Below are 24,219 nucleotides of genomic sequence, written 5' to 3' on the forward strand. Positions count from 1 at the left end.
CTATGTCGGAACTAGCAAGCGGCATGCCAGCCCCGGATTTTACCCTCCCCCGCGATGGCGGCGGTGAAATCACGCTGTCGGCCCTCAAAGGCGCACCGGTGGTTCTCTACTTTTACCCCAAGGACGACACCAGCGGCTGCACCACCGAGGCGCTGCAGTTTACAGCGCTTTCCGCCGAGTTCGAAAAACTGGGCGCCACCGTGGTTGGCGTATCCCCTGATTCGGCGGCCAAGCACGACAAGTTTGTAAAGAAGCATAACCTGTCTGTGGCGCTTGCCGCCGACGAGGAACAGGTGGCGGCCAATGCCTATGGCGTCTGGAAACAGAAAAGCATGTACGGCAAGAGCTATATGGGCATCGAGCGATCCACCTTCCTCATCGCAACCGATGGCACAATCGCCCGCGTCTGGCCGAAGGTGAAGGTCGAGGGCCATGCGCAGGAAGTGCTTGAAGCGGTGAAGGCCTTGTGACAAGGACGGGGCCATGACAGAGGCCCCGCTCCCACAAGAAGCCACACCCAAAATCCCGCTGCCGCCGGTATCGTCGCTGCGCGCCGGCGCCATACTTGCCATTTCGTCGGCTGATCTCGACGTGAAGACGGAACTGGCGCAGCAGACGGCCACCCGCTGGTTCGAGCGGCGCCTGTCGCTTCGCTCCCCACTCGATCCGCCACTTGCCGACCGCCCCGGGCGCCCGGCAAAGCCGGAGCTGGTGCCGCCGAAGCTTGTCGAAAAGCGGTCCCTTCACACGGTCAAGGGCCGCATCGCTATCCTCCATGCCATCGCCCATATCGAGTTGAATGCCGTGGATCTCGCGCTTGATATTGTCGCGCGTTATGCAACCGAACCGGTGCCGAATTCCTTCTTCGATGGCTGGATGCAGGTGGCGTTCGAGGAGGCCAAACATTTTCGCATGGTGCGCAAGCGGCTGAACGACCTGGGTGCCGATTATGGCGACATGCCCGCCCATGACGGCCTCTGGCAGGCTGCCCATTCCACCCGCAACGATTTGACCGCACGCCTTGCCGTGGTGCCGCTGATCCTTGAGGCCCGCGGGCTTGACGTAACGCCCTCGCTGCAGGCCAAGATGCGCGAGACCGGCGACCATGAAACGGCCGCCGTGCTGGACGTCATCTACACCGACGAGAAAGGCCATGTCGCCATCGGCGCCAAATGGTTTCGTTTTCTCTGCGCGCGTGAACGCAAGGACCCGGCAGCCACGTTCCGGGATCTCGTGCGGGCCAATTTCCGCGGCGCGCTGAAGCCGCCTTTCAACGATCTCGCCCGCGCCGAAGCCGGCCTCACACCCTCCTTCTACCGGGCACTGACGGCCACCAGCAACGCCTGATACACACCATGTAACGCTTCGTTAACCTTAACAGGTTCTAATCTTCTAAAGAGAAGGCCCTTAAGGATTGGCTGGGAGACGAACGTGGCGAAGGCTGGCGACAACAGCGTCTTTGGCAGGAAAGCCACAAGACCCGTTCTCATCCTGGCATCCGGCAACACCGTGCGTCATGTCACCCTTCGCCCCTGGATGGTCGCGGGCGGCGTAACGCTGTTTGGCGTTCTCTCCATCGCCTATCTCGCCGCCACCACCTATCTCGTCTTCCGCGACGACCTGATCGGCGCCTCGATGGCAAGGCAGGCACGCATACAGCACGACTATGAGGGCCGCATTTCAACGCTGCGCGCCGAGATCGACCGCATCACGTCACGTCAGCTGATCGACCGCAAGCTGGTAGAAGACAAGGTAGAGCTGCTTCTCGAACAGCAGGAAACGCTTTTTTCCAGGCATGGAAAGCTTGGCGACTTCGTTCAACGCGCCGAAGCCTCAGGCCTCACCCCTCTCAACGGACACGAGCTTGCCAGCGACGAGCCACTTGCTGAAACCGGTCTCGCCCAGGCCTACCAGCAACACAACACGACCGAAAATCCGGCGGGCCGAAACCGGGCCCTGAAAGCCATCGAGCGGCTGATCATGCCGGAAACCACGCCGGCGGCGGGGCCGAACGGCGCCCCGGCCACGCTCGGCTTCGTGCCTCTTCGCGACCAACCCCTGCCCGGCGAAGGTGTGGCGGAACGGGCAAGCCGCGCAGTTTCCAAAGTGGCGCGGTCGCTGAAGACCATTGAGCAGGAACAACTGGCGCGCATCCGCGGTCTCACCGAAAACGCCGATGAGACGGCAGACGCAATGGCAGCCATCATGCGGCGTACCGGGGTTTCGCTCCAGCCGCCGTTGGCAGAGGCGCCAGCGGACGGTACGCAGACTGGAGCGCCAGCGGGCGGCTCAGTGGGCGGTATTGGCGGTCCGTTTGTGGAGCCCGCGGCAACCGACCCCTTCGACAACCAGCTTGACCAATTGGACACCGCCCTGACGCGGCTTGAAACCGTTCGCCAGACAGCCATCGCCCTCCCCTATGGCAACCCGGCCCCCGGACACGAGATCACCAGCCGTTTCGGCAATCGTATCGACCCGTTTCTCGGTCGGCTTGCGCTGCATGCGGGCGTCGACTTCCAGGCAGAAACTGGGGCCGACGTGCATGCAACCGGTGCCGGCCGGGTCATCACCGCCGGTTACAACAGCGGTTACGGCAACATGGTGGAGATCGATCACGGGCACGGCATCACCACCCGCTACGGCCATCTGTCGCGCATTCTCGTGTCGGAAGGCGAGACGGTGGCCAGTGGAGACGCGATCGCAAGGGCAGGCTCGACCGGGCGCTCCACCGGCCCGCACGTACATTACGAGGTGCGCCGTGATGGCGAGGCGACAGACCCCGTTCACTTCCTCAATGCGGGGATGAAGCTGACGACCTACTTGAAATGAGCTGAACGTGTTCCAGTTTGATCTTTATTGCGGGCGGATTTACCAATCCGGCCGCTTACAGCGCTGTTTTCTTGACTTTAGGCCATATTGCGCCTATGTCGCGCCCATCGTCGGACGCCAAGCGGTTCCGACTCACAGCGTTCTTCATGAACCGGAACGGAAATAGTTTTTTCTTTGACCACATTTGCTGATCTTGGCCTGAGCCAGAAAGTCCTTTCTGCCGTCACTGACGCGGGTTACACAATACCCACGCCGATCCAGGCTGGCGCCATTCCGCCTGCCCTGCAGCGTCGCGACATCTGCGGCATCGCGCAGACCGGGACAGGCAAAACGGCATCCTTCGTGCTGCCGATGCTGACCCTCCTGGAAAAGGGCCGAGCGCGGGCACGTATGCCGCGCACTCTCATTCTTGAGCCGACGCGCGAACTGGCAGCCCAGGTTGCAGAAAACTTTGAAAAATACGGCAAGAACCACAAGCTGAACGTGGCTCTTCTCATCGGCGGCGTCTCCTTCGAGGAGCAAAACCGCAAGCTGGAGCGTGGCGCAGACGTTCTGATCTGCACCCCCGGCCGGTTGCTCGACCATTGCGAGCGCGGCAAGCTTCTGATGACCGGTGTTGAAATTCTTGTCATCGACGAAGCCGACCGCATGCTCGACATGGGCTTCATCCCCGATATCGAACGCATCGCCAAGATGATCCCGTTCACCCGCCAGACCCTGTTCTTCTCGGCCACCATGCCGCCGGAAATCCAGAAGCTGGCCGATCGCTTCCTGCAGAACCCGGAGCGTATCGAGGTGGCAAAGCCCTCGTCGACGGCGCTCACTGTCACGCAGCGTCTCGTTGCCGCGCACAACAAGGATTACGAGAAGCGCGCCATCCTGCGCGATCTCATCCGTGCGCAGGACGACCTGAAGAACGCCATCATCTTCTGCAACCGCAAGAAGGATGTGGCGGATCTGTTCCGCTCGCTCGAACGCCACGGTTTTTCCGTCGGTGCCCTGCATGGCGACATGGACCAACGTTCGCGCACCGATATGCTGGCTGGCTTCAAGGCCAATGCGATCACTCTTTTGGTGGCCTCCGACGTGGCCGCCCGCGGCCTTGATATTCCAGACGTCAGCCACGTCTTTAATTTCGACGTGCCGATCCATGCGGAAGACTATGTCCACCGTATCGGCCGCACCGGACGCGCCGGACGTTCCGGCCGGGCCTTCACGCTGGTGACCAAGACGGACACGAAATTTCTCGATGCCATCGAGAAGCTGATCGGCAACAAGATCGAATGGCAGGACGGCGATATCTCGGCACTTCCCGCGCCGATGGAAAGCCAGGAAAGCGACCGCCCCCGCTCCAAGGGCCGTGATCGCGACAAGGACCGGGGCCGCGGACGTCGTTCCGCCGTTCCGAAGGCGGAGGTCCGCCAGCCGGAAACTCCGGCCCTCATCGAAGAAGCGACCACGATCATCGAAGCAAGGACGGATAGCGTGAATACTGAGCAGCAGCCCAAGGCGGACAATCGCAAGCCCCAGCACGGTGCCCGCAATGCGGTGCGCCAGCAGAGCCCTGCCAATGATGACCAGCGCGAACGCCGCCAGCGTCATCACCGCGACCACGATGACGGCCCGACGCCTGTTGGCTTCGGCGACGACATTCCCGCATTCATGCTGATCGTTGCCGGCGCCAAGGGCTGAATAGCCGATGTCGCCACGGCCGGGATCTGATTTTCCAGGCGTCGGGGCGGGTCTTCTGATCCGCCGCGACGATGGCCGTCTCCTTCTCTACAAACGCGTCAAAGCGCCAGAGGCCGGCTTCTGGAACATCGTCGGCGGCAAGATTGACCATATGGAACACTCGGCCGACGCGGCACGCCGCGAGGCCGAGGAAGAAACAGGCCTTTCCATCGGTCACGTCGATTTCCTCTGCGTCAGCGAACAGCGCATCGAGGCCGACCGCCAGCACTGGCTGTCGATGATCTACATCACCTCCGATTTTTCCGGCGAGCCGCAACTGACCGAGCCCGACAAGCTCTCGGCCATGGGCTGGTTTGCGCCCGACGACCTGCCGCAGCCGTTGTCGGCCTTTGCGCGCGACGCACTGAAACATCTCTAAATTTTCGCACGAGCGGCCATGAGGTCGATTGCGTGCCGGCAAACATGATCGCCGCCGAGCGCCTCTCCGATAGAGGCCGCCTGAAAAAATCAGAGCAGCAGCAGGCCGGCCGACAGGGTTGCAATCGACACAGCAACGCAGACGATGACGCGTTGGCCTGCAAGCAGGAAAGCTGCAAATCCCAGCCCAAGGGCTGCAAGCCGCAGCCAGAGCGGCGAACCGGCAAGCGTACCGGTTGGAAAGACAACGAGTTTTGCCGTCACCGCCATCACAAGTGCTGTGGCAACCGCCCTCACCCAATGCAGCGCTTCGGAATCTTCATCCAGCCGGTTGCCAACGAGCACGCCAAGCCAGCGCCAGAGATCGGTTGCCAGCCAGCCGGCAACGATGATGACGAGATAGGTCCACCACCAGGTTTCGCTGTTCATGGTCCTTCCTCCAGCCGAGTCTCGCGCAAGCCCGCGCGGCGCGGGCGCACGAAAAAGCGGTCGATGAGATAGGCGACGGTTCCGCCGCCGACGCCGGCGTAGAGGATATCGAATTCCGGCTCGATCAGCGCCATCGCCGGCCCCATCACCACACCGATGACGAAGGCAAGTTTCACCACCGAATGGCGTGCCGAAGCCCAGATCGAGGCGAAGAAATAAACCGGCGTCAGCATGAACAGGCAGCCGGCGACGACAGGCGGAAACTGCGCCACGATGCCGTAGCAGACCCCGACGATGACGGCGTTCACCAGCGTCAGCGTGATGGCAAAACCGGCGAAATAGGCGGTTCGTTTGTCTCGCGGCACATCGTTCAGATGCTGTATGGCAAAGACCCAAGAGGTGATCGCGACGAAATGCGACAGGAAGAGCAGAAGCCATGTCGGGCTCTTCTCGTTCTTCATATCAGGCATGATCGAGGCAACCATCGGCATCATGCGGATGGAAGAGAGCGTGACGGCGAGAAAACTTGCCGCAAGCGGCGCGCCACCGGCCATGGTGCCGATGAGGATCATCTTGGCCGGCAGCGCCCAGACCGACAGCGTCATGAACACCGCCTGGCTGCGGGTAATGCCCGATTCCAGCGCAAAGGCGCTGAAGCCGACAAAGGATGTCATGAGAATGAGCGCCGGAAGCGAGGTAATGCCGCGCATGCCGGTGAAAAACCAGGAGACGCTGGAGCGCACGTCAGGATCGGAAGGAGGCATCGAATTGTCCGGTATGGCCGTTCGCAACCGACCGGCATGCAGAAAAGGCAATGCCGGGGCTTTTTGAAGCCCCGGCACAGAATTGTCAGATCGGATCGATCATTTCGTCTTCGGCACCCGCGGAACGGTCGAGCCCTTGCGTGGCTTTTCCTTCTCCTCGGTCAGCACGTCCGCCTCGGCCTCGGACCGGGCCTTTGCGGCCTTGCCCTTGGACGACGGTGACTTCGGCTCCGCCTTTGCCTTGCCCGGTTTTGCCTTGGCCGTCGTGCCGTCCTCTTCGACGGCTTCCACTTCGGCTTCCGGCTTGGGCTTCACGGGTGCTGCCTCGGCAATCGATTCGAGGATCAACCCGTTGGTTCCATCGGGCTTCGTTCCCACCGTCACCTTGACGACGCCCCCCTTGCGCAACTTGCCGAACAGGATCTCGTTGGCGAGCGGCTTCTTGATGTGCTCCTGGATGACGCGCGACAGCGGGCGGGCCCCCATACGCTCGTCGTAACCCTTTTCCGCAAGCCAGGCGATGGCATCCTGATGCAGGTCGAAGGTCACGTTGCGTTCCGACAGCTGGCTTTCCAGCTGCATGACGAACTTCTGCACGACCTGATGGATCACGTCGGTCGGCAGCGGCGCAAACGGGATCGTTGCATCGAGACGGTTGCGGAATTCCGGCGTGAACAGGCGGTTCAATGCCTCCTCGTCTTCGCCGGTGCGCTTGGAAGAGCCAAAGCCGATGGCAGCCTTTGCCATTTCCGATGCGCCCGCATTCGTCGTCATGATCAGGATGACGTTGCGGAAGTCGATCTTCTTGCCGTTATGGTCGGTGAGCGAGCCATGGTCCATCACCTGCAACAGGATGTTGTAGATGTCCGGATGCGCCTTTTCGATTTCATCGAGCAGCACGACCGAATGCGGATGCTGGTCGACGCCATCGGTCAAGAGACCGCCCTGGTCGAAACCGACATAACCGGGAGGTGCGCCGAGTAGGCGCGACACCGTGTGCCGCTCCATATATTCCGACATGTCGAAGCGCAGAAGCTCGACGCCGAGCGACGAGGCGAGCTGCTTTGCCACTTCCGTCTTGCCCACACCCGTCGGGCCGGAAAACACGTAGGAGCCGATCGGCTTGTTGGGCTCGCGAAGACCGGCACGCGCCAGCTTGATCGCTGTCGATAGCGCCTCGATGGCGGCATCCTGCCCGTAGACGACCGAGCGCAGTTCCTTTTCGAGGTTCGCCAGCACGGCCTCATCGTCCTTGGAGACGGTTTTGGCCGGAATGCGCGCCATCGTGGCGATGGTGACCTCGATCTCCTTTTCGGTGATCAGCTTGCGACGCTTGGAGGCCGGCAACAGCATCTGGGCAGCGCCGGTCTCGTCGATCACGTCGATCGCCTTGTCCGGCAGCTTGCGGTCGGAAATGTAACGCGACGACAGTTCCACCGCGGCCTTGATGGCCTCGTTGGTATAGCGCAGCTTGTGATATTCCTCGAAATACGGCTTCAGGCCCTTCATGATCTCGATGGCATCATCGATGGAGGGTTCGTTGACGTCGATCTTCTGAAAACGACGCACGAGTGCCCGGTCCTTTTCGAAGAACTGGCGATATTCCTTGTAGGTGGTGGACCCGATGCAGCGGATGGCGCCCGAAGACAGCGCCGGCTTCAGCAGGTTCGACGCATCCATGGCGCCCCCCGACGTCGCACCGGCACCGATCACCGTATGGATCTCGTCGATGAAGAGAACGGCGCCCGGAAACTCTTCCAGTTCCTTCACCACCTGCTTCAGGCGTTCCTCGAAGTCACCGCGATAGCGCGTACCTGCAAGCAGCGTGCCCATGTCGAGCGAGAAGATGGTGGCATCCGCCAGCGCTTCCGGCACCTTGCCCTCAACGATGCGTTTGGCAAGGCCTTCGGCGATGGCCGTCTTGCCGACGCCGGGATCGCCCACATAAAGCGGGTTGTTCTTTGAGCGGCGGCACAGCACCTGAATGGTGCGGTTCACCTCCTGATGACGACCGATCAGCGGGTCGATCCGGCCATTGACGGCTTTTTCGTTCAGATTGACGCAATAGGCCTTCAGCGCATCCTGAGGCTTCTTGGCAGAACTTTCTTCCTGCTCGCGACCGGGCTTTGCATCCGCATCACTGTCTTCGGCACCGCGTGGCGGGCGCACCTGGGAGGCGCCCGGACGCTTGCCGATGCCATGGCTGATGTAATTGACCGCATCGTAGCGGGTCATCTCCTGCTCCTGCAGGAAATAGGCCGCATGGCTTTCGCGCTCGGCAAAGATGGCCACGAGCACGTTGGCGCCGGTCACTTCTTCGCGACCGGAGGATTGCACGTGGATAACGGCGCGCTGGATGACGCGCTGGAAGCCGGAGGTCGGCTTGGAATCCTCGTCATACCCGGTGATCAGGTTGGCGAGTTCGTTATCGACGTAATCGGAGACTGTTTTCTTCAGGACGTCGAGATTGACATTGCAGGCTCCCATCACGGCAGCGGCATCGGCATCGTCGATCAAAGCCAGGAGCAGGTGTTCCAGGGTGGCATATTCGTGGTGCCGCTCATTGGCGAAGGTCAGTGCCTGATGCAGCGCCTTTTCGAGACTAGGCGAAAATGTTGGCACGTCGGTTCCTCACTTCTTTTCCATGACACATTGCAGCGGGTGCTGGTGCTGGCGGGCAAAATCCATGACCTGGCTCACCTTGGTCTCAGCGACCTCGTACGTAAAGACCCCGCATTCGCCGACACCGTGATTGTGAACGTGCAGCATGATACGGGTGGCCGCTTCGCGGTCCTTCTGGAAAAAACGCTCCAGAATATGAATGACGAAGTCCATCGGTGTGTAATCGTCGTTCAGCAGAAGCACGCGGTAGAGATTGGGCTTTTTCGTCTTCGCCTTGGTCCGTGTGATGACCGAGGTGCCGCGATTGCCGCTGTCTCCCTGTCCGTTCTTCTCGTCTTGCATGTAGATCGGCAATGCGATCATCTTTCTATCATTCCCCAACAGTCCGGCAGCTCGTTCGAACGAACAGCCGGAGCCGGACATCAGAAGCACTTATCTAGTTCGTCGAAGCGCGATTTTAAGCCCCTCTCGCCATCGCGCAATCACTATTCCTCAGGAACATGCCGATAGCGGGGGAAATAAGCGGCATTGCCGTGAATGGGCAGAATCAAAAACCGGTTGCGCCAGAAACGCAACCGGTTCTTTTGGTTTCCATTCAAGCCTGGATGCGATCGGTTGTCGGGATCAGGCGGCGTTGGACACCACCACCGCCGTTGCCCGCGCTGCCGGCAGCTCGTAGGGCTTGTAGGCATTCTTGGCCAGATCGGTGTACATGCCGCCGATCTTGGTCGCTTCCGCGACGAATGCCTCATAAGCGGTCTTGGCAAACTTGGTCTGCAACTCATACGCTGTCTCGATGCTGCGCACAGCCATCAGCTGTTCCATGAAGCTGGTAAGCTCCTGCATCGACTTCTTGGAATAATCGCCCGTTTCCGACGCAATGGCCTGAAAGCCCTTCGTCACCTCGGCATAGTTTTTCAGCAGCCCGTCGACTGCTTCCTTGTTCTTCCGGCTGGCTTCATCGAGATTGAACATTTCCGCCTCCTATGGGTGCATTCCCACTTGCTTATGGAATGATTCCGCAGTGCAAAAGTCAAGAGTGGAATCGTGCCGCAGCTGCGAAGAAATGCGCGAAGACCAAATGCCGCGGCACCTGTTTGCGCATCCGCAAAAATGACTGCCAAAACCCATAAAAAACGGCGGGTCGCAAGGCGCCCGCCGTTTTCGAAATCGTGATCCGGACCGCGCTATTTTCTTTCCGGAGAAAGCGTCGCGAGGATCGTCAGGGCAAACGACCGATCAGAGATCGACGTCGAGGATTGCCATCGAGAAGTTGTAGGACCGCTCATCGTCCTCATCATCGACATAGACAACGCCGAGGAATTCATCGCCGGCATAGACCTCTGCCGAATCATCCTTGCGGGGGCGTGCCCGGACGCTCATCGTGGGGTTGAATACCCGCTTGAAATAGGCATCGAGCTTCTTGATTTCATCGGCTTTCACTGGTGTCTCTCCGTCAGTGTTCTCGTTGCGGGGCTTTTGGCATGGGACAAAGGCGAAAGTAAAGAACGTCCGCCCATGATCCTTTGCCTGTCCGCGCGCACGTAGTTTCGAGCGCCCGGCAAAGCCGCCGGTGCAAGCGACATAGACGCCTGCGACCGCCGATCAACCCCTCGGCAGGCAAACCCTCCGGAAACCGAGATCAGTCTTCCGAGCGCAGGATCTGGTCCATCAGGCGCGAGGGTTCCGAACACCCCGCCTCTCCTACCACTTTCGCCGGCACGCCAGCGACTGTGGTTTTCGGTGGTACCGGCTTTAAAACGACGGAACCGGCCGCCACGCGTGAGCAATGGCCGATCTCGATATTGCCCAGGATTTTTGCACCCGCGCCGATCAGCACGCCGTTTGCGATCTTCGGATGACGGTCCGCGCCTTCCTTGCCGGTGCCACCGAGCGTCACGCCATGCAGGATCGACACATTGTCGCCGATAACAGCCGTCTCGCCGACCACGAAGCCGGTGGCATGATCAAGGAAAATGCCTTTGCCGATGCGCGCTGCCGGATTGATGTCCGTCTGGAAGACGCTGGAGGCGCGGCTTTGCAGATACATGGCAAAGTCCCGCCGCTCACGTTTCATCAGCCAATGCGCCAGACGGTGCGTCTGGATGGCGTGAAAGCCCTTGAAATAGAGCACCGGCTCGAGAAAGCGCAGGCAGGCCGGGTCGCGGTCGTAATAGGCCTGGATGTCGACGCGCAGGATCGCGCCCCATTCCGGCCAGTCATCCAGCATTTCCTCAAACGTCTGGCGCAGAAGCACCGCCTGAAGGTCCGGATGATCCAGCCGTTCGCAGATCCGGTGGATTACGCTATCTTCCAGCGAACGGTGGTTGAGCACCGTCGAATAGAGGAAAGCCGCCAGCAGCGGATCACGCTCGGCGCTGGCCTGCGCCTCGTGCCGCAACGTATCCCAGATCGGATCGACCGAGGCGATCGGCTCCTTGGGGCGAATTTCAGTGCGTGCCGACATGGCAGTATCCTCGTTTGCGCAGAGGCCAGTATATAGAACATTCTTTGCCAAACACCAATGCCGGCGAAACGTTCGCGCCTTGGTCAGCCGCCGGCAATTTCGCGGTAAAAGTCGAGAACTGCAGCCTTCAGCACCCGGTCGCCGACAGCCAGCATGTGATCGCGGTTGGGGATGTCGAGGGCACGCGCATTTGGCATCAGCGCTGCCAGTTCCTGCGGGGACCCTGCAATATCGTCCTTCGTCCCAACGCCGATCAACGTCGGAACCGTGATTTTTGCGATATCCTCGCGCGAGACGAGATCGCGTGATCCGCGAATGCAGGCGGCCAGCGCCTCGCGGTCGCTCTTCGTCTGGTCGGCAAAGGTCCGGAACATTTTGCCGCGTGCATGCGTGATCTCGTCCGGCGATGCGGCCAAAAGCGCATCGGCAATCGGATCCCAGTCGCCAACGCCGTCGGTCATGCCAATGCCGAGACCGCCGAGCACCAGCGAGCGGACGCGCTCCGGATGGCCAAGCGTTGCAAAGGTCGAGATGCGCGCGCCCATCGAATAACCCATGAAATGCGCCTCATCGATGCCGAGATGATCGAGCAGCGCAATCGCATCGCCCGCCATGACCCAGGGGCGGTAAGCTTCCGGATCACGCGGCTTGTCACTTGCGCCATGGCCGCGATTGTCGATGGCGATCACCCGATAACCGGCATCGGCCAGCGTCTTCAGCCAGCCGGGATAAACCCAGTTGACGCTGGCGGTGGAGGCAAAGCCGTGGATCAGCAACACCGGCTCGCCGGAGGGATTGCCCTCGTCGAAATAGGCAAGCTGCAGATCCTGATGGGTAAATTTCTGAAATTCGGGAGCATTGAGGTTCATGAGGCAGGCTTCCTTTCGCGGGCGAGACCATAAGCCATGTGACAGCTGGCCTGAACAGGCAAGGCGACAAAATCCCGCCTGTGGGCGATGTTTCCCCCTACACTTTCGCGGCATGCCTCTGTAATGTCGGCGCAGATTACAAGCATTGGAGTTCAAACATGGCCGGTCACGGTATTCCCCATTTCCAGAACGACGGTGGACATCGCCTCATCGAGGTGGGCGTGAAGGAATTCATGTGCACCGGGGCCAACGTTCCCTTCGACCATCCGCACATCTATATCGACATGGGCGACGACAACGAAAAAGTCTGTTCCTACTGCTCGACGCTTTATCGCTACAATCCGGCGCTGAAAGCCGAAGACACGATTCCGGCCGGCTGCACCTTCCACGTCAAAGCTGCCTGAACCGAAACGCCATGGCGATCACACATGCAGCCATTGTCGGCGCCGGCATGGCCGGCCTGACGACGGCGCTGGCGCTTGCCGTACGCGGTATCCGCTCCGACATCATCGAGCAGGCACCGCATCTGGCAGAAGTGGGTGCGGGCCTGCAGATCTCGCCCAATGCCAGCCGCATCCTGGCGCGGCTCGGCGTTCTCTCAGGTCTAGAGGCGGTCTGGACGGAGCCGGAGCGCATCGCGATCTCCTCGGGAAAATCGCTGCGCCAGCTGTCGCATGTGCCGGTCGGCCGGTTTGCGCGTGAGCGCTGGCGCGCACCGTACGGCGTCATGCACCGGGCGACCCTTCAGCATGTGCTGCAGGCAGCCGTGGAAAACAACCCGCTTTGCCGCCTGCATCTGGGCCAGCGGATCGGGCAGAATTGCCGCACCTCGATCAAAAGCATGATCGGCAGCACGCCAGATGTCATCATCGGCGCCGATGGCGTGTGGTCGAGCATACGCGATGAAATCGAGAATGCGCCGGAGCCGGATTTTTCGCGCAATGTCGCATGGCGCTTCACCGTTCCCGCAGAAAAGGCGCCGTCTTTCCTGATGCCGCAGGCGGTGACGGCTTATGTCGGCCCCTCCTGCCATCTGGTCTGTTATCCGCTGCGCGAAGCCGGCGGCTTTAACGTCGTTGCCATCGCAAGCGGCGTCAGCCCCGGTGAAACCTGGGAAGTGCATGCCAGCATGGAGCAGAAGCGCATGCTGCTGCGCCAGTTCAAGGGCTGGCACCCCGAGATCCTGTCACTGCTGACGGGTATGGAATCGGGGAAATTCTGGCCGCTCTATCAGGTGAGCGACGGGCGCTGGCAGAACGGCCGCGATATCGTGCTGGTTGGCGATGCCGCCCATGCGATGATGCCGTTTGCAGCCCAGGGTGCGGCCATGGCCATCGAGGATGGCTGGGAGCTTGCGGCACGGCTTGCCGCAACACCTGCCCTTGGCGATGCGCTGTCCAGCTACGAAACATCGCGCAAGGCGCGCATCGCCCGGGTCCGCAACCGCGGCGCGTTCAACCGTTTTGCCTATCACGTGCGCGGGCCGCTGCGTGTCGGCCGCGACCTCGTGCTTGCCCTGCGTCCGCCGCAAGCGCTCGCGGCGGATCTCGACTGGCTCTATGGTTATGAGGCCGGCGTCTGATCAGACGGCGGCAGCGGCTGCAAAACCCGCTTCCAGATCCTTCTGAAGATCGACAACATCTTCAAGGCCGATCTGCAGGCGGATCACCGGCCCCTCGGTCGGCGCCTTGGCGATAGTGCGGTCACCGAGATTGACCTTCACCGCAAGGCTCTCGTAACCACCCCAGGAATAGCCGAGCCCGAAGATCGACAGCGCATCCAGGAAGGCATGCGCCTTCGCACGAAAATGCTCCGGCCCATCCGCCTTCAGAACGAAGGAAAAGACGCCGCTGGATCCCTTGAAATCGCGCTTCCACAGCGCGTGGCCGGGAAAGCTTTCCAGCGCCGGATGCAGCACGCGGGCAACGTCGTTGCGGGCCTCAAGCCAGCGAGCCATCTCAAGCGCGCTCTTTTGATGATGTACAAGCCGCACGCCCATGGTGCGCAGGCCGCGCAGGATCTGGTAGGCGTCATCAGGCGCGCCGCAGATGCCGAGCGTGATCGTTGCCTCGTGCAGGCGCGGCCAATGTTTTTCATTGGCAGAAACCGAGCCCATCACGATATCGGAATGGCCGGACGGATATTTCGTCGTTGCATGGATCGTCACATCGGCGCCAAAATCCAGCGCACGGAAATAAAGCGGTGTCGCCCAGGTATTGTCGATCGTCACCACGCAATCATGCCGGTGCGCGGCATCGGCGATGGCGCGGATATCCTGCATTTCCATCGTATTGGAGCCCGGCGCTTCCGTGTGGACGAGCCGCGTGTTGGGGCGAATGAGAGATTCGATGCCCGAGCCGATCGCCGGATCGTAATATTCGATCTCCACACCCATGCGCGTCAGCATCGTATCGCAGAAATGCCGGCACGGCGCGTAGACCGAATCGACGATCAGCGCGTGGTCGCCACTCGAGAGATAGGCGAGGAACGGCACGCTGATGGCGGCAAGCCCTGACGGCACCAGAACGGTGCCGGCCGAGCCTTCCAGCGCATTTAACGCATCGCACAAGGCATCGGTCGTCGGCGTCCCCCGCGTGCCATAGGTATATTTCTGGTCACGGCTTTCCATCGTCTTGCAGTCGGGAAAAAGCACCGTCGAGCCGTGGACCACCGGCGGGTTGACGAAGCCATGATAACTCATGGGATCATGGCCGAGATGAGCAAGGCGCGTGTTATCACCGGCGCCGGTGAGGTAGGTCTCTTTGTTTTTCATGGGAAACTGCGGCTTTCGTATTGACGACCGCCGAAGTTTTGAAGGCAGAGGGGACGCCGGTCAAGCCCGGCAGACAGCGGCGCTTGCTACCTATGCGCTACAACCGGAGCCGCTGTCGCTCGTTTAAGCATAGGCTGCATAAAATCTGACACCCTGCCTAATATATCATCTACCCACGGCAATTTGTCGGATTTGAGGCGCTAATTTAAAGTGCAAGACTTGACCCCTGCACATATTTCCGACTGTGATACAGGCAGCTCGTCTCGGGAGGCCTTGCGGGCGGCCTTTCGTTGCTGATCCCCGGATCGGCGGCAAGGCTTTGGGTCTATCAAAAACAAGAGATAAAGGTTGGGAAAAATGAAAAAGACGATTCTGTCAGCTGCGATTGGCGCGGCAGTCCTTGGCGCCGCCTCGGCTGCTTCCGCTGCCACGCTTGCCGACGTCAAGGCCAAGGGTTTCGTTCAGTGCGTTGTGAACACCGGTCTTGCCGGCTTTGCTTCGCCGGACGCATCCGGTAACTGGACCGGTTTCGACGTCGACTACTGCAAGGCCGTCGCTTCGGCAATCTTTGCCGACGCCACCAAGGTCAAGTACACGCCGACGACGGGCCAGACCCGTTTCCCGGCGCTGCAGTCGGGTGAAGGCGACGTTCTGTTCCGCAACACCACCTGGACGATCAGCCGCGACACAGCCCTTGGCCTGAACTTCCGCACCGTCAACTATTACGACGGCCAGGGCTTCATGGTTCCGAAGAGCCTGAACGTCAAGTCGGCGCTTGAACTGTCGGGCGCTGCCGTCTGCGTCCAGTCCGGCACCACGACCGAACTGAACCTTGCCGACTACTTCAAGGCCAACAACCTGCAGTATAACCCGGTCGTCTTCGAAAAGTTCGAAGAAGTGAACGCTGCTTACGCCGCTGGCCGTTGCGACGTCTACACCACCGACCAGTCGGGCCTCTATGCTGTTCGCCTTGGCCAGACGAATCCGGATGATCACGTCGTTCTGCCGGAAATCATCTCCAAGGAGCCGCTTGGCCCGGCCGTTCGCCAGGGCGACGACCAGTGGTTCGACATCGTCTCGTGGACCCACTACGCGATGATCCAGGCTGAAGAATTCGGCATCACGCAGGCCAATGTCGACGAGATCCGCAAGTCCACCACCAACCCTGATGTCAAGCGTTTCCTCGGCGTTGAAAAGGACTCCAAGATCGGCACCGATCTCGGCCTGACCAACGACTGGGCCTACAACATCATCAAGGGCGTCGGCAATTACGGCGAAGTCTTTGAACGCAACATCGGCAAGGGCTCGCCCCTCAAAATCGAACGTGGTCTGAACGCCCTGTGGTCCAAGGGTGGCCTGCAGTACGCACCGCCGGTCCGTTGATCGCATCCTGATACCCGGCGGGGCGGCACTGCCGCCTCGCCTCTATACCCTTAGCATAATTAGAAAATAACGGCCTTAAGGCCTTGCGGGGAAATTGGCACGCATGACAGACCACGCCATCAATGCGCCCACGCGCGGACGCACCCTCCGATCCCTGGTCTACGATCCCAAGGTTCGAAGCCTCTTCTTCCAGATCGTCACAGTCGTCATCACGGCTTTCTTCATCATCGAAATCTACCATAACGTCACGACCAACCTGGCGCAGTCCAACACGGCTTCCGGCTACGCCTTTCTCGGCAGCCGCGCCGGCTTCGATATCGGCCAGTCACTGATCGCCTATTCGAGCGATTCGACCTATGGCCGCGCCATTATCGTCGGCCTGTTGAACACATTGCTGATTGCTGCGTGCGGCATCGTGACGGCGACCATTATCGGCTTCATCGTCGGGCTCGGGCGCCTGTCGAAGAACTGGCTGATTGCAAAGCTCTGCACGGTTTATGTGGAAGTCTTCCGCAACATTCCGCCGCTCCTCGTCATTTTTTTCTGGTATTCCGGCGTTCTGTCGACACTGCCGCAGCCGCGCGATGCAATCCAGGCACCGTTCAACATCTTCCTCAGCAATCGCGGCCTCACCTTCCCGAAGCCGATCTGGGGTGAAGGCTCGGGCCTGATGGTCATTGGTTTTGTGGCCGCCGTGCTTCTGTCGATTGCCGTTTCGCAATGGGCCAAACGCCGGCAGATGGCCACCGGCCAGCAGTTTCCCAGCGGCTGGACCACCCTTGGACTGATCATCGGCCTGCCGCTCATCGGTTTCCTTGCCGCCGGTTCGCCGCTGACTTTCGATATTCCCGTCGAAGGCCGCTTCAACCTGTCGGGCGGCGCCGTCATCGCACCGGAATTCGTGGCGCTTTATCTCGCCCTCTCCTTCTATACCGCGGCCTTCATTGCGGAAATCATCCGTGCCGGCATCGGCGGCGTTGCCAAAGGCCAGTCGGAAGCGTCTGCAGCCCTTGGTCTCCAGCCCTCGCAGGCGACGCGACTGGTCGTTGTGCCACAAGCCATGCGCATCATCATTCCACCGCTGACCAGTCAGTATCTCAACCTCACGAAGAACTCGTCGCTTGGTATCGCAATCGGTTTTCCGGACCTCGTTTCAACCGGCGGCACGACGCTCAACCAGACGGGGCAGGCTGTGGAAGTGGTTGCCATCTGGCTCGTCGTCTACTTGACGATCAGCATCACGACCTCGCTCTTCATGAACTGGTTTAATGCCAAAATGGCCCTGGTGGAGCGGTAAACCATGGAAACACGCAATCTTTCCTACGTCCGCGACAGCATGCTGCCGCCTGAACCGGCCCCCGACAATTCCAGAAGTTCGGCCGCCTGGATCCGCGCCAATCTTCTGGCAACGCCAAAGGACGTGGTGTTCACGCTGGTTGCGATCGCATTGCTCGCCTATGCGCTGCCGGGCATCATCAACTGGCTGTTCATCCAGGCAAGCTGGGTCGGGTCGGACCGTTCGGTCTGCGCCACCGTGGTCCAGGGCGGCCTCCAGCCGAACGGCTGGAGCGGCGCCTGCTGGGCTTTCGTCGAAGACCGCTTTGCCCAGTTTGTCTTCGGGCGTTATCCACTCGACCAGCGCTGGCGTGTGCTGCTGACGCTTGGGCTGTTCATCGCGCTTCTGGCACCGATGCTCATTCCGAAGGCACCGAAGAAGGGCCTGAACGCTCTCCTTCTCTTCGTCGTTTTCCCGGTCGTTGCCTTCTTTCTCTTGAGCGGCGGCTTCGGGCTGTCGCATGTGGAAACGCCGCTCTGGGGCGGGTTGATGGTCACCCTCATCCTGTCCTTCGTCGGCATCGCCGTGTCACTGCCGCTCGGCATTCTGCTCGCGCTCGGACGCCGGTCGAAAATGCCTGTCATCAAGACGATCTGCGTCGTCTTCATCGAAGTCATCCGCGGCGTTCCGCTGATCACGGTCCTCTTCATGGCAAACGTCATGTTGCCGCTCTTCCTGCCGACCGGCTGGACGATCGACAATTTTCTGCGCGCGCTTGTTGGTGTGGCCCTGTTTGCCTCGGCCTATATGGCGGAAGTCATCCGCGGTGGCCTGCAGGCCATTCCGAAGGGCCAGACCGAAGGGTCCGAATCGCTCGGCCTCAGTTATTGGCAGACGACGCGGCTGATCATCCTGCCGCAGGCGATCAAGCTGGTCATTCCCGGCATCGTCAACACCTTCATCGGCCTCTTCAAGGATACGTCGCTCGTTTCCATCATCGGGATGTTCGACCTGCTCGGCATCGTACAGCTGAACTTCCGCGATCCGAGCTGGATCAGCCCCGTCGTACCTTTGACCGGCCTGATCTTTGCAGGGTTCATGTTCTGGGTCTTCTGCTTCGGAATGTCGCGTTATTCCGCCTTTATGGAACGGCATCTCGACACCGGGCACAAACGATAAAATGGGGAAAAACATGGCAAACGCCGCACCCGCCGCAAAACCGGCTTCCAAGACCGACATCGCTGTTGAAATCACCGCCATGAACAAGTGGTACGGGGATTTTCACGTCCTGCGCGACATCAACCTCAAGGTGAAGAACGGCGAGCGGATCGTCATTGCCGGGCCCTCGGGCTCGGGCAAATCGACGATGATCCGCTGCATCAACCGGCTGGAGGAACACCAGTCCGGCCAGATCGTCGTTGATGGCATTGAACTGACCAACGACCTGAAGAAGATCGACGAAGTGCGCCGCGAAGTCGGCATGGTGTTCCAGCACTTCAACCTCTTCCCGCATCTGACGATCCTGGAAAACTGCACGCTTGCGCCAATCTGGGTGCGCAAGATGCCGAAGAAGGAAGCCGAAGAGGTTGCGATGCATTACCTGAAGCGGGTCAAGATCCCCGAACAGGCCAACAAATATCCGGGCCAGCTCTCCGGTGGCCAGCAGCAGCGCGTGGCGATTGCCCGCTCGCTCTGCATGAAGCCGAAGATCATGTTGTTCGACGAACCGACCTCGGCGCTCGATCCGGAAATGGTCAAGGAAGTGCTGGACACCATGGTCAGCCTTGCCGAAGAAGGCATGACCATGTTGTGCGTGACCCATGAAATGGGCTTTGCCCGCCAGGTTGCCGACCGGGTGATCTTCATGGACCAGGGCCAGATCGTGGAACAGAACGCGCCGGCGGAATTTTTCGACAATCCGCAGCACGAGCGCACAAGACTGTTCCTCAGCCAGATCCTGCACTGATTTTTCCAATCGGCAGGCGAGACGAACACAAAGGGCGCCACGTGCGCCCTTTGGCACATCTAAGGACCGGCAAGGCTTGCCCGCGGGTTACCAGCGGAAGAAGTAACGCGCGTTGACCCGTGCGGCCGGATCGCCTCCGGCGGCGCGATTGATTTCGCCGGTGACCGTGAACTGTTTGCCGAGCTTCTGCTCGAGAGCGATGCCGCCGCCAAGCCGCTTGAAACTGTCGATGGCGCCGGCTTTCACCTGAATTGCAGAGCCCGTATCGCCATAAGACAGCTTCAGCGCCTGGTTCATGTCCAGGCCGCTCCAGCTTTGTGCCGCCCCATCATAACGCAGCGTGTATTTCCGACTGACCTCCAGGTCGAGATCCGGCGTCAGGATTTCCCGGTCCGCATAGGTCATCTGCGCCGCAGCGCTGCCAGTCAGCGCGTTGAGCGTGAAATCGACGTCTCGGCTCAAGCGGGACGCTGGCGTCTGCAAGGCCTCCGCCCGCACCCGTCCCCAGAGTTTGACTGGCGTGTCCACCGGCCCGCCGACCACGGCCGATGTCACACCCATGTCGACACCCGCCGATGCGGCGGTCCAGCCCGGGATACGAAGGCCCATCCGGGCCGTATAGGATGTGTCGGAGCTTTTGCTCGGCGCCCAGATGAGCAACGGTTCCTCGGCTGAAACGGAAACCGGCGCGGCTGCGAATGCGCAAAGAGCAAGAATTTTGCGGGTGATCACGGCGAGCCCCCATTCTGGCGTTTCGTTTGCGGCACGGCATATCTGCCGAACCGGGCGTCGCCCTCCCCGCGTCCTCCTCACATCCTTGTACCATTATAATTCAGAATCGGGCAGCAGCGCAGCCACGATATGGTGACTGTGTGACTTTGGGGCATCAATTTTCGAATAGTTACAAAATGCGACACAACGTGACGAGCATCGGGTCGCTTTCATGTTAGCATGGCATTGAAAAAGAAAAAAACGAGCTACTTCACACCGGGAGGTATCGAGTTATCCGGATCGGTCGTCGCCTGATGCAGCAAGGATTGTTGCCGACGATAGCCACGGGTCAGGATGTAACACGATAGTCAACAGAAACGGGTAATCTGCCCGGAAACCGTGGACGAGACAAAGTAATCATGACGATTGTGCAACTGGATTCCGCAAAAAGGCAGACCGAACAGGCTGCCGGACCATCCATTCCTTCGCCCCTTGCAGATGTTTCCGCCCAGAGCCTGATCCGGATTGCAGCGCGGGTGGCCTTTGCGGTCGCGGTGATCGCCATCCTCTGTACCTGGCGCCAGACCGGTATCTGGTAATCCCATTTCCCCAGTGAATTTGACGCCTGCCTGTCGCCGCCACCACGTCGGCGCCGCATTTGCGTTCAAGGAATGTCGCCACAGTGAAAACGCGCCGATTCGTTTGACATTGTTTGCCCGTGCAAACAGCGTGGCCAAAAATGTCTCCGGCCTGTGCAAGGCAATTGCTCTTCCAGAAGAGCAGGCAGCGCGACACTGGTGATTTCAAGATGCGGGCAGCATCGACAATGGCAGTGCAGGCATGACGCAGGACAAGAGACGCAGGATCGTGGAACAGGTCATCCAGCGGCTCGATGCCAGTGGCATGGCATTCGAGACGGATCCGCAATTTTTATCCGCCATGAACGATTGGATTGCCGGCTCCATAGAGATGCCGCAGCTGCGCCAGCGTTTTCTCGACCTGCTACAGGAAAGACAATCGGCAGTGCGGATCCGTTACGCGCTGCCGCCCCGGCCGCCCGAAAAAGGGCGCTCACCCCTTGCCGGGAGCGCCCTTCCCACCCCTGTCAACCTCGAACACGCAGCGGAACTGCGGCAGGAGGAAATCGAGATAGGGCGTAACGACTAGAAGGGATGTCGTGACTTCGGCCTCAAGGGCTGTTGCGGGGGCATCGCTCCCCGACGGCGCGGGTGTTCAGGTACAGTTAAGCTTACCACTTTATATTAACCCTTGTTCATATTCAAAACGGGGGAATATCATGGCGCTGCACGGAACGGCCTTTGTTCTTGCCCTTGTCCTGTTTGCCATTTCCCTTCCGCTTGCCGCCAAGTTTGCCCGGCACGACCCACGGCCTGCGATCGAATTTTCCCGCATCCAGCGCTGAACCTGCTGATGTCCTGGATTGAGCCGCCCTCGATCAGGACAGGAACCCGTCCGGTGAAATCCGGCCCTGAAGGTCCATGCCTGCCTTGCGACAGGCAGAGCCATTCGCTACACACCGCGTCTGGCCGTTACGGCGCCGAGAGCGCATGATGCGTCATGGGACTTAAGGGACTTAACCAGCGATGATCGGCCGTCGCTTGCGGTCGTGAGAACGGAAAACAGCCATGAACACCCCCTGGAGTACACCGGTCGCAATCCGGATCGGCGAACCGCCGGAAGAGACCCTGATCACCACAACGCAGGCTGCAGCCTGGGCGATGATCGAGGACTGGCCGACCGAAGACGGCACTGCGCTGGACCGCGCCCTGCCCCTCTGTGCCGCCGTGGATGCCCGCAAGAGCAAGCCGGAAGAGGCCCGCAAGGCCTTCGTCGATGCAGCCTCGGAGGCCGGCATTCTGATCCGGGCCTAACTTATTTATGGGGTAAACGGCCCGGCAATCCTTGTGATTGCGATGGTCGTGACATGCAACGCCGCACCATCCATGCGGGGGCTTTTTGCTGGCGCCGCCTTACACCGGCCAATAGGCATCGTCTCGAAAATGCTCGGGAATTTCCGGCGCTGCCAGCAGCGCATCCACGACATAGCTGATCCGAAGCTTTAAATCGCGCATTTCCTGCGGCATCCGCACACCAAGGCCAAGCGAGCGGACCCGCTGCCATTCATAGCCCCGCTCCCGCAGGCGCCGTGCCGCCTCGCGCCTGACGTCCGAAACGCTCGGCGGCGCTGTTTTTTCGGCCGGTTCGTACAAACCGCCTCTGATCAATCGCAATGTCGATGCCACACTCTGCCCCTACCGTCCCCCTCCGGTTGTGGCGGACGAAGCTTGCGGGAAACTGAACGGACAGGCGCCGCAAACATATTTCCGCAGACATGATTACGTACGAATACGCCAATGGATCACCCGACCCGGAAATGGTGGCCGGCCGATCAAAATCCTGTTATCATGAAGCTGCCGGCGCGTTGAGGAGCGCATCCGGCACATCGTCATTTCGGTTTGAGGAGACCGGCAATGCACTATCTCACACTCGTCACCGCACTTAATCCGTACATTCTCGCCGCTCTGGCCCTGGTGCTGGCCTGCGGCGTCTATGATCGTTGGCACAACACACACTGACGCCAACCCGTGAAAAGGCAGATTGATGCCCGTGTCCGCTGCCGCTTGTGGATGTGGTGAAGACACGCGCCCTTCAACCGCCACCTGAATGCTGATAGTGTCTGGCCGGAAAACAACCGGAGATCCAGGCTTTGCAGCAGACCATGACCTTTGACGATACATCCAGATCGCTCAGCCAGACGCTCCGCGATCTGATCAGCGGTATCCGGGGCCAGACGGTCACGCTGCGCGAGCTTATGGATGCGGTTGGCGAACAGGGACTGTTGCTGATCTGCGCAGTCGCGTCGCTTCCGTTCCTCATCCCGGTGTCCATCCCCGGCGTCAGCACGGTATTCGGGGCAGCGATCATTCTGGTCAGCATTGCCATCTGCCTCAACCGCATGCCCTGGCTGCCGGCAAAGATCCTCGATCGGAAGCTCGATTCGGCAAAACTCGTGCCGGCGCTGGAAAAGGGGGCAAGCCTCGTCTCGCGTGTCGATCGTTTCCTCAAACCGCGCATGTCCGGCCTCACCACCGGTGGCGCCATCGGCCGCGTCAATGCGCTGGCGATTTCGGCCGGCGGCGTGCTTTTGATGTTCCCGCTCGGCCTCATCCCGTTTTCGAATACGCTGCCGGGTGTGGCGATCCTCCTCCTGTCCACCGGCATGATGCAGCGCGACGGCCTGGTGGTGCTCGGCGGCTACCTGTTTTTGCTAATCACAGCGGTTTATTTTACCGCACTTGCCTGGATGGCCGTCGCTGCAGGCCAGGGCCTTGCGGGCGTTCTCGGCTGATTGGTTGCCAACGCCTATCCACGCCCCGCACCGGCCACTTTATCCCCGGTGCGGTCGCCGCCCTGGCATTGATCAGGGTTGTTTGGGGCGTGCAGTGCGCCTGCGACCCCACCAGAGGGTCAGCCGGCGGCGCTTGCGGCGCACATAGGCGATATCGTGCGACAGCACCAGAAGACCGAGCGGCACCATCCAGAAACCGAGAATCGGCAGGAATCCCAGCGTACCCCCGCCGACAAGGGCTGCGCCGACGCCTATGCGCCCGATCCGCGAGCGTGGCATGGGCACGCGCCTGCCCCCCAGATGCAACCGCCCGCTTGCCGCATCAAAGCCAAATTGGCGCGGCTTTTCCTTATGATCCACGGGTTTCACCTTCCAACAGCATCTTCTAACGTCGTTGGCCAGATGGGAAGCGGATGTGGATAAAGCAAGCAGGTGAAACTTTTTTGAAAAAACCGCTTGGCAAAACGATCAAGCGTTTGTATTACCCCGCTCACACCGCGGCGACGCGATGTTCCCTGGTAGCTCAGCGGTAGAGCATTCGACTGTTAATCGACAGGTCGCCGGTTCGAATCCGGCCCGGGGAGCCAAATTCTTCAGCAGATTGCTGATTATAGATAAAAGCCGGTTCGTTCGCGAGCCGGCTTTTTTCTT

The 24,219-nt window shown here is 60.4% G+C and carries 28 protein-coding genes and 1 tRNA gene; 16 read left to right on the plus strand and 13 right to left on the minus strand.

Annotated elements, in window-relative coordinates; translation table 11 throughout:
- Positions 1–2 precede the first annotated feature (2 nt).
- The 5 genes from AC4CWH_RS08480 to AC4CWH_RS08500 all read left to right on the plus strand — a co-directional run bounded on the left by AC4CWH_RS08480 (position 3) and on the right by AC4CWH_RS08500 (position 4,939).
- A complete protein-coding gene (locus AC4CWH_RS08480) occupies positions 3–470 on the plus strand; it encodes a peroxiredoxin (protein ID WP_491321199.1) in 468 nt (155 codons plus the stop codon).
- Positions 471–483: 13 nt separating this feature from the next.
- Positions 484–1,347, plus strand: coding sequence for a ferritin-like domain-containing protein (locus AC4CWH_RS08485; protein WP_491321200.1), 864 nt, complete (start codon positions 484–486; stop codon positions 1,345–1,347).
- 84 nt (positions 1,348–1,431) lie between these two features.
- On the plus strand, positions 1,432–2,829 hold the full coding sequence (locus AC4CWH_RS08490; RefSeq protein ID WP_491321201.1) for a M23 family metallopeptidase: 1,398 nt from the start codon (positions 1,432–1,434) through the stop codon (positions 2,827–2,829).
- A gap of 174 nt (positions 2,830–3,003) precedes the next feature.
- The gene (locus AC4CWH_RS08495) at positions 3,004–4,521 is read left to right on the plus strand and encodes a DEAD/DEAH box helicase (protein WP_491321202.1); all 1,518 of its coding nucleotides are present in this window, start codon (positions 3,004–3,006) and stop codon (positions 4,519–4,521) included.
- Between the two features lie 7 nt (positions 4,522–4,528).
- A complete protein-coding gene (locus AC4CWH_RS08500) occupies positions 4,529–4,939 on the plus strand; it encodes an NUDIX domain-containing protein (protein ID WP_491321203.1) in 411 nt (136 codons plus the stop codon).
- Positions 4,940–5,028: 89 nt separating this feature from the next.
- Here AC4CWH_RS08500 and AC4CWH_RS08505 read toward each other — a convergent pair whose 3' ends face one another.
- From AC4CWH_RS08505 to AC4CWH_RS08540, 8 genes are all read right to left on the minus strand, one after another.
- Entirely contained in the window at positions 5,029–5,367 is a 339-nt protein-coding gene (locus AC4CWH_RS08505; protein ID WP_491321204.1) for an AzlD domain-containing protein, read from the minus strand.
- On the minus strand, positions 5,364–6,131 hold the full coding sequence (locus AC4CWH_RS08510; protein ID WP_491321205.1) for an AzlC family ABC transporter permease: 768 nt from the start codon (positions 6,129–6,131) through the stop codon (positions 5,364–5,366). Before AC4CWH_RS08510 ends, AC4CWH_RS08505 begins: the two co-directional genes overlap by 4 nt.
- A 99-nt stretch (positions 6,132–6,230) precedes the next feature.
- Positions 6,231–8,753: an ATP-dependent Clp protease ATP-binding subunit ClpA gene (gene clpA / locus AC4CWH_RS08515; RefSeq protein ID WP_491321206.1), complete on the minus strand. Its 2,523-nt coding sequence runs from the start codon at positions 8,751–8,753 to the stop codon at positions 6,231–6,233.
- Positions 8,754–8,762: 9 nt separating this feature from the next.
- Positions 8,763–9,116, minus strand: a complete 354-nt coding sequence (gene clpS, locus AC4CWH_RS08520) for an ATP-dependent Clp protease adapter ClpS (RefSeq protein WP_491321207.1) — start codon at positions 9,114–9,116, stop codon at positions 8,763–8,765.
- A gap of 261 nt (positions 9,117–9,377) precedes the next feature.
- Positions 9,378–9,728 (minus strand): phasin family protein, encoded by a 351-nt coding sequence (locus AC4CWH_RS08525; RefSeq protein WP_491281639.1) that lies wholly within the window; start codon positions 9,726–9,728, stop codon positions 9,378–9,380.
- A 264-nt stretch (positions 9,729–9,992) separates the two neighbouring features.
- Complete coding sequence (locus AC4CWH_RS08530) at positions 9,993–10,196, minus strand: DUF3126 family protein (protein WP_210105165.1); 204 nt, start codon at positions 10,194–10,196, stop codon at positions 9,993–9,995.
- A gap of 199 nt (positions 10,197–10,395) precedes the next feature.
- The gene (cysE, locus tag AC4CWH_RS08535) at positions 10,396–11,220 is read right to left on the minus strand and encodes a serine O-acetyltransferase (protein WP_491281640.1); all 825 of its coding nucleotides are present in this window, start codon (positions 11,218–11,220) and stop codon (positions 10,396–10,398) included.
- A gap of 83 nt (positions 11,221–11,303) precedes the next feature.
- Positions 11,304–12,089, minus strand: a complete 786-nt coding sequence (locus AC4CWH_RS08540; protein WP_491321208.1) for an alpha/beta fold hydrolase — start codon at positions 12,087–12,089, stop codon at positions 11,304–11,306.
- Positions 12,090–12,247: 158 nt separating this feature from the next.
- Here AC4CWH_RS08540 and AC4CWH_RS08545 point away from each other — a divergent pair, with 158 nt between their 5' ends.
- Positions 12,248–12,493 (plus strand): zinc-finger domain-containing protein, encoded by a 246-nt coding sequence (locus tag AC4CWH_RS08545; RefSeq protein WP_491321209.1) that lies wholly within the window; start codon positions 12,248–12,250, stop codon positions 12,491–12,493.
- An 11-nt stretch (positions 12,494–12,504) separates the two neighbouring features.
- Positions 12,505–13,671, plus strand: a complete 1,167-nt coding sequence (locus AC4CWH_RS08550) for an FAD-dependent monooxygenase (RefSeq protein ID WP_491321210.1) — start codon at positions 12,505–12,507, stop codon at positions 13,669–13,671.
- Here AC4CWH_RS08550 and AC4CWH_RS08555 read toward each other — a convergent pair whose 3' ends face one another.
- Positions 13,672–14,862 carry a cystathionine beta-lyase gene (locus AC4CWH_RS08555; protein ID WP_491321211.1) on the minus strand — a complete coding sequence of 397 codons (1,191 nt, stop codon included), beginning with the start codon at positions 14,860–14,862 and terminating at the stop codon, positions 13,672–13,674.
- 357 nt (positions 14,863–15,219) lie between these two features.
- Here AC4CWH_RS08555 and AC4CWH_RS08560 point away from each other — a divergent pair, with 357 nt between their 5' ends.
- From AC4CWH_RS08560 to AC4CWH_RS08575, 4 genes are all read left to right on the plus strand, one after another.
- Entirely contained in the window at positions 15,220–16,245 is a 1,026-nt protein-coding gene (locus tag AC4CWH_RS08560) for an amino acid ABC transporter substrate-binding protein (RefSeq protein ID WP_491281645.1), read from the plus strand.
- Positions 16,246–16,348: 103 nt separating this feature from the next.
- Positions 16,349–17,542, plus strand: coding sequence for an amino acid ABC transporter permease (locus AC4CWH_RS08565; RefSeq protein ID WP_491321212.1), 1,194 nt, complete (start codon positions 16,349–16,351; stop codon positions 17,540–17,542).
- A gap of 3 nt (positions 17,543–17,545) precedes the next feature.
- Positions 17,546–18,700, plus strand: a complete 1,155-nt coding sequence (locus AC4CWH_RS08570) for an amino acid ABC transporter permease (RefSeq protein ID WP_491321213.1) — start codon at positions 17,546–17,548, stop codon at positions 18,698–18,700.
- 13 nt (positions 18,701–18,713) lie between these two features.
- Entirely contained in the window at positions 18,714–19,487 is a 774-nt protein-coding gene (locus AC4CWH_RS08575; RefSeq protein ID WP_491281648.1) for an amino acid ABC transporter ATP-binding protein, read from the plus strand.
- 87 nt (positions 19,488–19,574) lie between these two features.
- On the opposite strand, the gene AC4CWH_RS08580 is transcribed toward AC4CWH_RS08575, so the two are convergent.
- Together AC4CWH_RS08580 and AC4CWH_RS08585 are read right to left on the minus strand one after the other, a co-directional pair.
- The gene (locus tag AC4CWH_RS08580) at positions 19,575–20,219 is read right to left on the minus strand and encodes a hypothetical protein (protein ID WP_491321214.1); all 645 of its coding nucleotides are present in this window, start codon (positions 20,217–20,219) and stop codon (positions 19,575–19,577) included.
- Positions 20,220–20,566: 347 nt separating this feature from the next.
- On the minus strand, positions 20,567–20,935 hold the full coding sequence (locus AC4CWH_RS08585; protein WP_491321215.1) for a hypothetical protein: 369 nt from the start codon (positions 20,933–20,935) through the stop codon (positions 20,567–20,569).
- 130 nt (positions 20,936–21,065) lie between these two features.
- On the opposite strand from AC4CWH_RS08585, the gene AC4CWH_RS08590 reads away from it, so the two are divergent.
- The 3 genes from AC4CWH_RS08590 (at position 21,066) to AC4CWH_RS08600 (ending at position 22,090) form a co-directional block, all read left to right on the plus strand.
- On the plus strand, positions 21,066–21,365 hold the full coding sequence (locus AC4CWH_RS08590; RefSeq protein ID WP_491321216.1) for a hypothetical protein: 300 nt from the start codon (positions 21,066–21,068) through the stop codon (positions 21,363–21,365).
- Between the two features lie 130 nt (positions 21,366–21,495).
- Positions 21,496–21,621 carry a hypothetical protein gene (locus AC4CWH_RS08595; RefSeq protein WP_491321217.1) on the plus strand — a complete coding sequence of 42 codons (126 nt, stop codon included), beginning with the start codon at positions 21,496–21,498 and terminating at the stop codon, positions 21,619–21,621.
- Between the two features lie 223 nt (positions 21,622–21,844).
- A complete protein-coding gene (locus AC4CWH_RS08600) occupies positions 21,845–22,090 on the plus strand; it encodes a DUF982 domain-containing protein (RefSeq protein ID WP_491321218.1) in 246 nt (81 codons plus the stop codon).
- A 99-nt stretch (positions 22,091–22,189) separates the two neighbouring features.
- Here the strand turns inward: AC4CWH_RS08600 and AC4CWH_RS08605 are convergent, their stop codons facing one another.
- Entirely contained in the window at positions 22,190–22,429 is a 240-nt protein-coding gene (locus tag AC4CWH_RS08605) for a hypothetical protein (RefSeq protein WP_491321219.1), read from the minus strand.
- A 509-nt stretch (positions 22,430–22,938) separates the two neighbouring features.
- Between AC4CWH_RS08605 and AC4CWH_RS08610 the strand changes: the two genes are divergently transcribed.
- Positions 22,939–23,568 (plus strand): exopolysaccharide biosynthesis protein, encoded by a 630-nt coding sequence (locus AC4CWH_RS08610; RefSeq protein ID WP_491321220.1) that lies wholly within the window; start codon positions 22,939–22,941, stop codon positions 23,566–23,568.
- Between the two features lie 72 nt (positions 23,569–23,640).
- Here the strand turns inward: AC4CWH_RS08610 and AC4CWH_RS08615 are convergent, their stop codons facing one another.
- Positions 23,641–23,847: a hypothetical protein gene (locus tag AC4CWH_RS08615; RefSeq protein WP_491285350.1), complete on the minus strand. Its 207-nt coding sequence runs from the start codon at positions 23,845–23,847 to the stop codon at positions 23,641–23,643.
- Positions 23,848–24,080: 233 nt separating this feature from the next.
- Between AC4CWH_RS08615 and AC4CWH_RS08620 the strand changes: the two genes are divergently transcribed.
- A tRNA-Asn gene (locus tag AC4CWH_RS08620) sits at positions 24,081–24,155 on the plus strand.
- Positions 24,156–24,219: the final 64 nt, after the last annotated feature.

Source organism: Neorhizobium sp. PAMB6716 (assembly GCF_058242805.1).